Genomic DNA, 11,822 nt, shown 5'->3' on the forward strand with positions numbered 1-11,822 from the left:
CAGCGATTCCGCGATGAGGAGCCGCCCGCAGGGGAAGATGATCCCCTCGCCGGCCTCGCCGGCCTCCCGGGCGTACTTGATGTTCCCGAAGCCGCTGCTCTGGAACAGGGTCATGTCCATGTTGAGCTGTTTCATGTTCTTCGGTACGATGGACTGGGCCGGCACGATGGACCAGTTCACCACGGCCTGGACGTTCTTCGCCTTGAGCTTGGTGAGGACGCCGGTCAGGTCCGTGGCCTTCTTGTCGTAGACCTCGCTGATCAGGACCGCGATGCCGTTCCTGGCCGCGGCTTTTTCCATCTGCTCCTTGCCGGCGATGCCGTATCCGTCGTTGCTCGACACGAGGCCGATCTTCGTGATCCCTTTCTTTTTCATCACCTCGCAGATCTTCTGGGCCCCGAAGCTGTCGTTCTGGGCCACCTTGAAGATGTATTTCGCCACCGGGTTCGTGATCACTTCCGCGGCCGCGCAGGAGATGAGGATCATCTTTGCGTCCTCGCAGATGGTCTTTATCTTCATCGTTTCGCCGCTGGTGGACGGCCCGATGATGGCGAAGACCTTGTCTTCTTCAATGAGCTGCTTGGCGAAGGAAATCGCCTTTTCGGGGCTCCCGGCCGAATCCTTGACCACGAGCTCCAGGTTCTTGCCGTTGACGCCTCCTTTCCCGTTGATATCGTCGACCATCATCTGGGCGGTCTTCGCCTCCGGAGACCCCAGGAACGAAGCCGGCCCGGTCACCGCGAAGATCGCGCCGATCTTGATGGTCTCACCGCTCCGCTTTTTGCACGAAAAGCTCAAAGGAAGCAGCGCCAGGCATATCACTATGATACAGAATTTTTTTAACGACATAGGTCCTCCCTCTCTGACATGTTAACTGTTTGTATGGATTGCCGGCGGCGGGTTTTATCCGTCTCCCCCATATCCGGCACCTGTGATTGAAGCCGTTTTACAAAGGATAAATGAACCTTCCTCGGGGGATTTCGTCAAGCACTATGCGGCGCCGGTATTATTATTTATGGATAGTTAACCAAAAGTTATGTAAAAAATATTACAGCATGCCCCCTGTCCCCCAAAGGGGGCATGAATCAAATAACCTATGGGTGAGGACATTACTTTCAGTCGAAATATATCGAATATCAACGGCAAGATATTTCACTCTTGCCCCCTACGGGGGTCAGGGGGGGTATACCATTCGCTTTGCTCGCAATGACAGAAAAAAGTCAATAATAGCATTTTTGAGGCATCTTCTAATTAGACTTGTCATTTCAGGCTATGTAAGAAATACTGATAATGTAGCGGGTTGACCATTGGCAAACCCGTTCCGAACAGATTGTTCAACAATAGAGCTATCCATGAGACTTTTATCACGATTATTCCGAACCCTATCCGGTGAAAAAAAGCACCAGGACAGGTCAAAATTCGAGACCTATGATTTCAGCCCGGAACGGTTTGAGTGCACCATGGCCTCCATATCCGGCACCGGCGCGTGCCAGGACCTGTTCCTCAACCGCTATGACGACCGGGAGCTCGCGGATATCATGGAGCGAACCGGTCTCATGGGACACCTCCGGACCACGGGATTTACGAAGCCTCTTCTCCTTATCGACAGGGACCCGAACAATATCCATTATCTCAAGGTGTACGACGCCAAGGCCGGACCCGACCGGCTCCTGGTGGACCTGCGCCTCTCGCAGATACTCTACACCCCGGGCACGAAGGGCGCCCGCGCCGTCGCGCCGGGAGGCCGCTTCAACGTCCTGGCCATTGAATGGATATCCCTCCAGGATCCGCGCCGGAAGTTCACGGCCGATCGGCCGCGCCTTCCCGGCCAGGACCGCCCCGGCCTCGGGGCCGTGCGCTTCCTCGGGCCTCTTGTCGAAACCATCGGGCGGGACCTCATGGCGGACGCGGCCCTGGACGTTCCGGAGCATTTTCACGCCGCGGTCATGTACTCCCGGAAATTCACCTACATGGACCCTGCGCGGGAAGGGATGATGAGGGGCGTCCTCCGCGACCTGGGGTCCCATACCCTGGCAGAGCTCAGCTGGGCCTTCGTGGACGGCGCCATCCTCGACGCCGTCACTGGAAAGCCCGTTCCCTTCGAGCCGTCGGAACAGATCCTTCCTGTCACCGAAGGCCTGATCAGGCATTTTGCCTCCCGGGATTACCGCGACCGCGTGGAAGAGGAAATGAAGAAGAAAAAATATATTCTCGACTACGGCAGGATGAAACAGCGTTAAAAAATCGGCAGCCCGGGCGCGCGTATGCCCCGGGGCGGGGCGCCGGCCGGGACTGCCGTTCCATCAATCTACTTGAGATAGATGATCATGTCAAAGGGCTCCTCTTTCTCCCCGAACATGGAGAAGAGGGGCAGGTCGATCATGGTGATGTCCATGATCTTCTGCATGTCCACTTTCTTTTCTTCCTTTCCCTTCTTTATGACTATCCTTTCAGGATTGATTCTCTTCCCGAGAAAGATCTGGTACCGGACCGAGGAAAGGAAGAGCTGGCTGATCTGCTTGCCCATCTGGTCCATGGACTGGTCCCCGGAGGGCGATCCGTCCGGGGCCGCGTCCTTTTTCTCGGCTCCCTTCTTCTCACCCTCTTTTTTCATCGGCTCGAAGTGAAACACGATCTGTTTCGCGGCGACATTGTACCGCGGGATCATGGGAAACTCTTCTTTCTTGATCTTGTCGAAGGGGAACTTCGCGTAATCGGGAACCATGAAGGATATCTCCATGCCCGCGTCGTACTCGGAATCGATCTTTTTGAAGTTCAGGTTTTTCACCAGGCCCTTGAGTGATTCCGGCAGCTCCTTCTTTTCCTTTTCCATCATGTCGCCAAGGCCCTGCTCCTTTTTCTCGCCGCCCTGCTGCTGCCCCTTCTGGGCCTGGTCAAGGGCCTTGGAGAAGCGGAAGAGCCAGCGCACGTCCATGGAACCGTCGTCCTTCAGGTCAAGGACATGACTAACCTGGAAGCACTGGGTCAGCAGGAAAAGGGGGAGGAGGACCAGGGCAAGGCGGCCCGCCGCCGTGCGCCGGCCGGACATTAATCGATTAATACCATTCGTTACATCAGTGATTTTCATAGGCTCGTTGACTCCTTTTGGTGAATTGGTTCTATCGTTTCGTTAACCCAGGCCTTTGACAGCGCCGGATATCATCCTCAATGAGTGGGATATATCCCCCTTTACCTTTATGCATGATTGTCAATTCGTCAAGCAAATAACCGGAGACCCGACAAGGCCCCGTTTGCTCCGTTCCGGTAAATAACTTTACAGAATAGCTTCTCCCCCCCATGATGAACTGGATACCGACTCGACGACAGGCGGACACTATGGCAAAACTGCAATGGAAACCCTCGACGATCCTGAGCCCGGTGCCGGTGACCATGGTCACCTGCGCAGATTCCCGCGGCGCGCCCAACATCATCACCATCGCCTGGACCGGCACAGTCAACTCGGACCCGCCCATGGTGTCCATATCGGTGAGGCCGGAGCGCTATTCCCACGGCCTCATCGTTGAGCAAAGGCAGTTCGTGATCAACCTGGTGACGCGGGGCCTCGTGCGGGCCGCCGACTTCTGCGGCGTCAAATCGGGGAGGACCGTGGACAAGTTCAAAGCCCTGAAGCTCACGGCCGAGCCCGCGTCAGTCGTCCAGGTTCCGATCATCGCGGAGAGCCCCGTCAACATCGAGTGCGAGGTGGCGGATATCATCCCCCTTGGGTCCCACGACCTCTTCCTCGCCCGGGTCGTGGCGGTCAACGTGGATGAGACACTCATTGATCAAAAGGGCAAACTCTGCATGGAACGAGCGGGACTGGCCTGCTACAACCATGGCGACTACTGCGGCCTGGGACGGCCCATGGGCTATTTCGGGTACAGCGTGCGGAGAAGGAAAAAGCTGAAGAGGAACAAATGACGCGGATCAGAGCGTCTTCATGGCTATAATACACACATCGTCATCAAAATCATCGCGGCCCTGGTATTGTTTCACCGCGCCGATGATAGCGTCGATGCAGACGCCCCCCTCCAGGGCCCGGTTCTCCTTGAGGGACTCCATGAGCCGCTCCTCGCCGTAGAAGTTACCCCCGCGGTCCCGGGCCTCGATGATGCCGTCCGTGTAGAGGATGAGGCGGTCCCCGGCCTCGAGGGTGACCCGCCGCTCCTCGAAGGCCATGGCCCTGAACCTGCCGAGAAAGCCGCCCCTGCTCCGGAGCTCCGTTATTTCGCCGCCATGCTCCAGCACCGGGTAGCTGTGGCCCCCGCGGGCGAAGGTGAAGGAGCGGTCCGACCGGCGGTAGATGCCGTAGAAGGCGGTGACGAAGTGGTCGCCGATCTGGCCCGACAGCTTTTCGTTCAGATACCGGAGGAGCTCCGCCGGCGATTCGCAGGCGTAGCGCACGGTGCTGAGGTGCGCCTTGACCATGCTCGACACCAGGGCCGCCGACACCCCGTGGCCCGACACGTCGCACACGAAGAGGCCGAAGGCGTCGTCGTCCCTGAAATCGATGAAGTCGTAGAGGTCGCCGCCGATCCCTATCATCGGGATATAGGCCGCCGCCACATCGACGATCCTCCGGGCCGGCATCGCCCCCGGCAGGATATTGCGCTGGACCGCCATGGCCAGCGTCAGCTCTTTTTGCAGCAATTCGTTCTGTCCTTCGATGATCCTGTTGGAGCGGAACTCCCGGAACCTGATGTTCTTCTGGATCTCCGCCATGAGGCAGCAGACGCCGGCGACGATGATGGGATTCGAAAATATCATGATGCGGCCCGTGGGGATTTTGCCTTCGGCGATGATGGCGGCCAGGGCGGCCGCCATCGGCAGGGCGTAGACCGGGGCGAGATATTTCGCCCCGAGAAAGCTGCAGAGGTAGCAGCAGAGGATGACCACCACGGTGCCCAGCACATAGGTTTCGTAGTTGCCGGTCCCCGCGACAAGTACCGTCAGGCCGGCCATCATGGTCATGAGGCCGCACAAGCAGATGTAATAGAGCGCGATGATGATGGCCGCCTTCTTTCGGAGCGGCGACAGGAGCGCCGCCAGGAGCGCCGCTGAAAGGGCCACCGGCACGAGGCGGAAGAAGACCGAAATCCGGGGAAGACCGTTCACATAATCCTCGGAGATGTAATAGGCGACCCCGACAAAAATAACGGCAATGCCGATCAGCGAAAACCTGAGATAGTTGTTCAGCATCGAAAGGCGAAACTCGTCCTTCAGCCTTTGTTCATCGGAATCAGGAGGCTTCATCATGGAGCCGGCGCCGTCCTATCAGTAAGGATAAAATATGAAAAACGCCAGTGAAAAAACGAAGAGCACCCACATCCCGGCGTTCACCTCGCGGATTTTCCCGGCGAAGAGCTTGATGATCGGGTAGGAAACGAACCCCGCGGTCATGCCGATCCCCAGGTTGTAGGTGAAGCACATCAGGGTGATGGTGATGAAAGCGGGGAAGAGCTCCGACAGGTCCTCGAAGTTGACGCTCGCCACCGGCGAGATCATGAGCATGCCCACGATGATCAGGGCCGGGCCGAAGGCGAAGGACGGTATCACCGAGAAGAGGGGCGCGAAGAAGAGCGCCGAGAGAAACAGCAACGCCGTAATGACCGAGGCGAAGCCGGACTTGGCCCCCTCCTCGATGCCGGCGGCTGACTCGATGTAGGCCCCGGTGGTGGTGGTGCCGAGGAGCGCCCCCACGGTGGTGGCCAGAGCGTCGCAGAGCATCGGCTTCTCGATCTCCGGGAGCTCTCCCTTTTCGTCAAGAAGCTTCGCCCGGTACGACAGGCCGATGAGTGTCCCCATGGTATCGACGAAATCCATGACGAACACGGTCAGTATGACCGAGAAGAACCCCCAGGAGAGGGCTCCCAGGATGTCGAGCTGGAGGAAGACCGGCCCGAGACTCGGGGGAAGGCTCACCAGGGCTTCCGGCACCTGGACCAGCTTCGCGCCCTCCGGGACGATGCCCGGGACGAGCCACTGGAGCAGCAGGGCGGCGCCGGTGATGCCCATGATGCCGATGAGCATCGATCCCTTGATTCTGCGGATCATCAGGAAGGCGATGATCAGGACCGTGACGATGGCTAGGAGCGGCTCAGGGTGCGACAGCTTGCCGATGTTCACCGGCGCGCCGGGCACGCCGATGGAGACGATGTGCGACTCGTTCAGGCCGATGAAGGTGAGGAATAGACCGATCCCCACGGCAAAGGCTATCTTCAGGTTCATGGGAATAAGGTTCGCGAGCCAGGAGCGGACCCTGAAAAGCGTAAGGGCCGTGAAAAGCATGCCGCCGATGAAAATGGCGCCCAGGGCCGTCTGCCAGGAAAAGCCCATCACCTTGACCACGGTGAAGGCGATGAAGGCGTTCTGCCCCATGTAGGGGGCCACCGCGAAGGGCCGCCTGGCGTAGATGCCCATCAGCATGGTGCCGAAAAAGGCGGATATGATGGTGGCCACCATGGAGGGGCCGAAGGGGATGCCGGCCGCTTCCAGTATTTTCGGGTTCACGATGATGATGTAGGCCATGGTGATGAAGGTCGTGAGGCCCCCCATGGCCTCGTGCCTGAAATCGGTGTTGAGTTCCTGGAATCTGAAGTAGCGCTTGATCGTCTCTAACATGGCAGGGCTCCTGGAAAAGGGATGATATATTGTCTCGGAAATGACGGCAATATGTCAATAAGATTATTGAGGGAAAATGCGGGACTTTTTTGAAATCAGGCGGATGAAAAACCCTCCCCCGTCGAGGGGGAGGGTTTTATCGATAGTTTTTATCTTTCTATTACGTATTTAAATCGAGCACGACACGCCGACCTTGGCATAGAGGCGATGGACATCGGCGCCGTTGTACCAGGTCTTTGACGGGACGATGCACCAGTAGAACCCGCCGTTCAGAGAGACCGGCCCCCTGGTATAGGTCAGGGAGAGGCTCGGTGTGATATCGCTCACGCCTTTCTTGAGGGGCGTCCTGGTCTGCTTCACGCCGCCGTAGGTGATGGTCCTGGTCTGGCCGCTGTAGGCGAAGCTCGACGTGGTGTCAAGGGCGCCGCCGGCCGCGTCCACCATGACATTATAACGGGTCATCTTCGCGGTGTTCTGATAGTAGTACCCTGCCGTGAGAGCCGGGGTCAGCACCACCTCTTTGGTCAACTCAAAGGGATGGCTGATGCCCAGGGTCACGTAATAATCGCCGCCCCGCTTGAGGCCGGTGTAGTAGTCATGGGTCACCGACATGGTCGGGTTGATATAGGGAACGATGGGGAGGCCCACCGTCAGGGTCGTGGTGAAGAAGCTGACGTCGACGTACGACACCGTGTTCAGTCCGTCCACCTGGGGCCGGGCGTATTCCCTGGCATTCCGCGAGTTGAAATACCACCAGTACCAGAAGCTGGCTCCGATGGTAACCGCGTCCTTGATCGTGTAGGAATAATCCGCTCCCACGTCGAGGCTCTGGGTGGCGTAGGCCAGGTGGTTGAAATTCAGCTTCCTCCGTATGGGGTTACCGGACGAATCATAGCGGAATTCATATTTCCCCGGCTTCTTTGAAAAGCCGTTAAAGACCCAGCTCGACGATATTTCGCCGGCCACGGAAAGCACCAGGCCGGTTCCCATGACGTTCCAGGAAACCTTGGGGATAAAGGCGCCGTCGCCGTTGAAGAATTTCGTCCCGCGCCAGAGGTAGGTGCTGTAGTAATCGAGCCCGAAGGCAAGCCCTATGGGATCGCCCTTTTTTTCCGCGTCATCCTTCTTTTCCTGGGCGTACACAGCCCCGGCAAGGAACGCTGCCATTACAATGCTGCTGATAAGCTTTTTCATTATTCAATCTCCATGATATAAAATGCGTATATTCAAACGGCCGCGGCGGGCCTTGCCCCGCGGGGCAAGGCCCGCCGCGTCACGGCAATTCCTATCCGATGGCGTCGCTGCCGGATTCACCGGTCCTGACCCTGATGCACTCCTCGAGGGGAACGACGAAAATCTTCCCGTCACCGATGTTCCCGGTCCGCGCCCCCTTCACGATGGCGTCGACCGTCGGCTTCACGAAGTCATCGTTGACCGCGATCTCGAAGCGCACCTTGTCAAGGAGGGTCACCTCGGTTTCAGCGCCCCGGTATGTTTCGGTATAGCCTCCCTGGGAGCCGCACCCGATGACGTTGGAAACGGTCATCTTGCCGACTTTTGCTTCGGTGAGAGCCTGCTTTACGTCGGTCAGCTTCTCGGGCTGGACCACTGCTATTATGAGTTTCATGCTGTTATCTCCTTTTTGGTTTATTCTGTATCGGCCCGCACACGGCCCCTGTTACTTGGTCAGGAATCCCTGAAAATCGGGATATCCCTTCATGCCGTGCTCGCCGAGGTCCAGGCCCTGTATTTCCTCTTCACGGGACACCTTGATGCCCATGACCAGCTTGATGACAAACCAGACGGCGAAGGCCACTATGAAGGTGAAGGCCCCCACGGCCACGACGCCGATCGCCTGAGCCCCGAGGAGCTTCATGCCGCCGCCAAAGAAGAGGCCGTTCCCCGTGGCCGTGCCGGTGATCTTGTCCTGGGCGAAGAGTCCCACTGCCAGGGTGCCGAATATTCCGTTCACCAGGTGCACCGAGAGGGCGCCCACCGGATCGTCGAGTTTGAGCTTGTCGAACATGACAACGGCAAGCACCACCAGGATGCCGGCTATGAGACCGATGACCGCGGCCGATTTCACGCTGACAAAAGCGCAGGGAGCCGTGATGGCCACGAGGCCCGCCAGGGCGCCGTTGATGATCATGGAGAGGTCGGGCTTCTTCTGCATGATCCATGACATGACGGCGGAACTCAGGATCGCGGTCGCGGCCGCCGTGTTGGTGGTGACCGCCACGTGGGCAATGGCGCCGCCGTCGCCGACGGCCATGGTGGATCCCGGGTTGAAGCCGAACCATCCGAACCAGAGCACCAGTCCCCCGAGGGTCACCATCGACATGTTGTGGCCGAAGATCGGGTTCACCGAGCCGTCGGCGCGGTATTTGCCGAAGCGAGGGCCGAGGAGGATGACGCCGGCCAGGGCCGCCCAGCCTCCCACGGAATGGACCACCGAGGAGCCGGCGAAGTCGAACATGCCGAGGCTCTGGAGCCATCCGCCGCCCCAGATCCAGTGCCCGGTGATCGGGTACATGACTGCGACAAGGATGAATGAGAATACGATAAATGATTTAAACTTGACGCGCTCCGCCACCGCGCCGGAAACGATGGTCGCCGCGGTGCCGGCAAAAACCAGCTGGAAGAAAAACTTGGCCCACAGGGGCACGCCGGTCCAGTTAAGGGCCTTGTAGGCTCCCTGGTAGGCGTCGCCCAGAGCCGGGCTGTTGTCCGCGCCGCCGGCGAAAAAGACACCTTCAAGGCCTATGAATGGATTGCCGTTGCCGAACATCAGGCCCCAGCCGATGAGCCAGAACGAAAGTGACGCGATAGCGAAGACGATGAAGTTCTTCGCCAGGATGTTCACCGAGTTCTTGGCGCGGCAGAGCCCGGATTCGACCATGGCGAAGCCCAGGTTCATGAAAAAGACGAGGAATGCCGTGAAGAGCACCCAGGCCGTATCGACGCCGACCTGCATCGATTTCTTGAATGCCTCCAGCGCATTCGGCGTGACGGCCGCGGCGGGCGCGGTTTCAGCGCCGAAAACCTTCATCGCCGCAACGCCGATGAACAGCGCCAGCGATACTGCTGTGAAAACTTTACTCATATGTCCTCCAAAACACTATTGATAGAATCTTTGAACTATCCTTTGAAAACCCGCCATGAAGCGGTCCGCCGGAAATTCATACATATCATTCTATATAGCACGGACCGTGCCAATCGCAAGGAAGGCGCCCTGATACCATGCGTGAGCAAGACTAGTTAACACAGCCGTAACAAAGAGTAATCGTTTATTGTTATAATGCATTCAGAGACTGATCGGCATACGGTTTTTCAACTGCCGGGCGCTGCGGAAAAAAAGAAGAAAGAAGAGTAAGCAACATTTTTGTAGGATTGGGATTTGTTGAGCTACATAAATGTAGGAGTAATCACAGGGGATCAGGCGGGATGAGGAACTACTGCTTGAGGCGCTTCAGGTCTATGCCGAACTTTTCCACCCGGAGGCCCATGATCCGCTCGGTGATGCCCAGGGCCCTGGCCGCCTTTGACATGTTCCCCTTGGAGCGCTTCAGCTCCTCGACGATGACTTCTCTCTCGATAGTGGAGACCATGTCCTTCAGCGTTCCCTTTCCGCTTTTTTCTGCGGCGTCCGCCGATTGGAGGCTGGGAGGAAGGTGATAGGAGTGAATGACGCCGTCGGTGGTAAGGATGACCGCCCGCTCGATGCAGTTCTCCAGCTCGCGCACGTTTCCGGGCCAGTGATACGACATCAGCATGTCGATGGCCGGCGTCGAGATGCGCGTCACCTTCTTGCCGTGGTGAGCGGCGTACCGCTCGACAAAATGGTCGGACAGGAGCATGATGTCGGAGGTGCGCTCCCGCAGGGGCGGCACCACGATCGGAAAAACGTTGAGGCGGTAAAAGAGATCCTCCCTGAATTTTCCCTCCTGCACCAGGGACTCAAGGTCGCGGTTCGTGGCGGCGATGATCCGGACGTCGACGGTTATGGTGGCCGTGCCGCCGATCCGCTCGAAGGCCCGCTCCTGGATCACACGGAGAAGCTTGATCTGCATAAGATAAGGGAGATCGCCCATTTCGTCAAGGAAGAGGGTGCCGCCGTCGGCCAACTCAAACCGTCCCTTCCGGGACGCCACGGCGCCGGTGAAGGCGCCCCGCTCGTAGCCGAAGAGCTCGCTCTCTATGAGGGATTCGGAAAGGGCGGCGCAGTTCACCGCCACGAAGGGCCGGTCGGCGCGGTTGGAGCCGTAATGTATGGCCTGGGCCACTTTTTCCTTCCCGACGCCGCTTTCGCCGAGTATCAATACCGTGGTCTTCGTGTCGCGGACCCGCTCGACCAGCGAGTACACCTCCAGCATCGACCGGGCGTTGCCGATGATGGAATCCGGACGGTTCGCCGTTTTCAGCTCGTCGTGGAGGCGCCGGTTCTCCTCCCGGAGCTTCTCGAGCTCCTCCTGGGCGAGCTGGCGCAGGCGCACGGCCTGGGCGATGACGGAGGATATGATCGTGAGAAGCCGCACGTCCTCTTCCAGGGACACGGTCTCATTGAACAGGCGGTCCACGGAAAGGGCGCCGATCACCTCGTTGCCGGTCTTTATGGGAACGCAGATAAAGGCGATGTCCTCCTTGTCGAGGCTCCTGCGCGAGCCGGTCCGGTCGAGAAACTGCGGCTCGTCCGATATGCGGGGGACCACGGCCGGAAGACCGGTCTCCACCACCCTCCCGGTGACGCCCTCCCCGACGCTGTATCGACCCTTGGCCCGTTCGTCCGGCGTGAGGCCGTAGGCCTCGTCTATGACGATCTCGCCGGTCTTTCTGTTGAGGATGGTGAAGGTGCCGCGGAGCATATCCATCCGCTCGGCCATCATCGACAGCACGTGATCCAGAACGGTGCGCAGCTCGAAGGTGCCGTTCAGGGCGCCGCTGATTTCATATAACAGGGTCAATTCGCGCATTTCCCGCGATTCATCTTTGCAAATCTCGATCGGCACCCCGGCACCTCCCTTCATGAATCTGGCAATCCCCCTGATTACAGGCGGCTGCTTCCGTTCCATCGACCTGATACAATATACCGAGTCAGCGACCTGAGCGTCTCCATTATTTTGAACATAAAAAAACAATTTTACCTTGTTGAAACATTGGAGATCCCCCGAAAAAGTAATTGCAATAATGACATTTCATGGTTA

The 11,822-nt window shown here is 58.3% G+C and carries 10 protein-coding genes; 2 read left to right on the forward strand and 8 right to left on the reverse strand.

From position 1 onward, the window contains the following. The coding region (locus tag KA369_23285; GenBank protein MBP7738913.1) for an ABC transporter substrate-binding protein at nucleotides 1-849 on the reverse strand (849 nt) is incomplete at its 3' end. 503 nt (nucleotides 850-1,352) lie between these two features. Here KA369_23285 and KA369_23290 point away from each other — a divergent pair. Then, on the forward strand, nucleotides 1,353-2,240 hold the full coding sequence (locus KA369_23290; protein MBP7738914.1) for a hypothetical protein: 888 nt from the start codon (nucleotides 1,353-1,355) through the stop codon (nucleotides 2,238-2,240). A gap of 68 nt (nucleotides 2,241-2,308) precedes the next feature. Here the strand turns inward: KA369_23290 and KA369_23295 are convergent, their stop codons facing one another. Then, nucleotides 2,309-3,088, reverse strand: a complete 780-nt coding sequence (locus tag KA369_23295; protein MBP7738915.1) for a hypothetical protein — start codon at nucleotides 3,086-3,088, stop codon at nucleotides 2,309-2,311. A gap of 248 nt (nucleotides 3,089-3,336) precedes the next feature. Between KA369_23295 and KA369_23300 the strand changes: the two genes are divergently transcribed. Then, entirely contained in the window at nucleotides 3,337-3,921 is a 585-nt protein-coding gene (locus KA369_23300; GenBank protein MBP7738916.1) for a flavin reductase family protein, read from the forward strand. A 6-nt stretch (nucleotides 3,922-3,927) separates the two neighbouring features. Here KA369_23300 and KA369_23305 read toward each other — a convergent pair whose 3' ends face one another. From KA369_23305 to KA369_23330, 6 genes are all read right to left on the reverse strand, one after another. Next, nucleotides 3,928-5,256, reverse strand: a complete 1,329-nt coding sequence (locus KA369_23305; GenBank protein MBP7738917.1) for a serine/threonine-protein phosphatase — start codon at nucleotides 5,254-5,256, stop codon at nucleotides 3,928-3,930. 18 nt (nucleotides 5,257-5,274) lie between these two features. Continuing rightward, on the reverse strand, nucleotides 5,275-6,621 hold the full coding sequence (locus KA369_23310; GenBank protein MBP7738918.1) for an NCS2 family permease: 1,347 nt from the start codon (nucleotides 6,619-6,621) through the stop codon (nucleotides 5,275-5,277). 168 nt (nucleotides 6,622-6,789) lie between these two features. Continuing rightward, a complete protein-coding gene (locus tag KA369_23315) occupies nucleotides 6,790-7,815 on the reverse strand; it encodes a hypothetical protein (protein ID MBP7738919.1) in 1,026 nt (341 codons plus the stop codon). Between the two features lie 91 nt (nucleotides 7,816-7,906). After that, nucleotides 7,907-8,248 carry a P-II family nitrogen regulator gene (locus KA369_23320; GenBank protein MBP7738920.1) on the reverse strand — a complete coding sequence of 114 codons (342 nt, stop codon included), beginning with the start codon at nucleotides 8,246-8,248 and terminating at the stop codon, nucleotides 7,907-7,909. 51 nt (nucleotides 8,249-8,299) lie between these two features. Then, nucleotides 8,300-9,724: an ammonium transporter gene (gene amt, locus KA369_23325; protein ID MBP7738921.1), complete on the reverse strand. Its 1,425-nt coding sequence runs from the start codon at nucleotides 9,722-9,724 to the stop codon at nucleotides 8,300-8,302. A gap of 349 nt (nucleotides 9,725-10,073) precedes the next feature. Then, entirely contained in the window at nucleotides 10,074-11,645 is a 1,572-nt protein-coding gene (locus KA369_23330; protein MBP7738922.1) for a sigma 54-interacting transcriptional regulator, read from the reverse strand. Nucleotides 11,646-11,822 lie beyond the last annotated feature (177 nt).

It is taken from the genome of Spirochaetota bacterium (assembly GCA_017999915.1).
Classification (GTDB): domain Bacteria; phylum Spirochaetota; class UBA4802; order UBA4802; family UBA5550; genus RBG-16-49-21.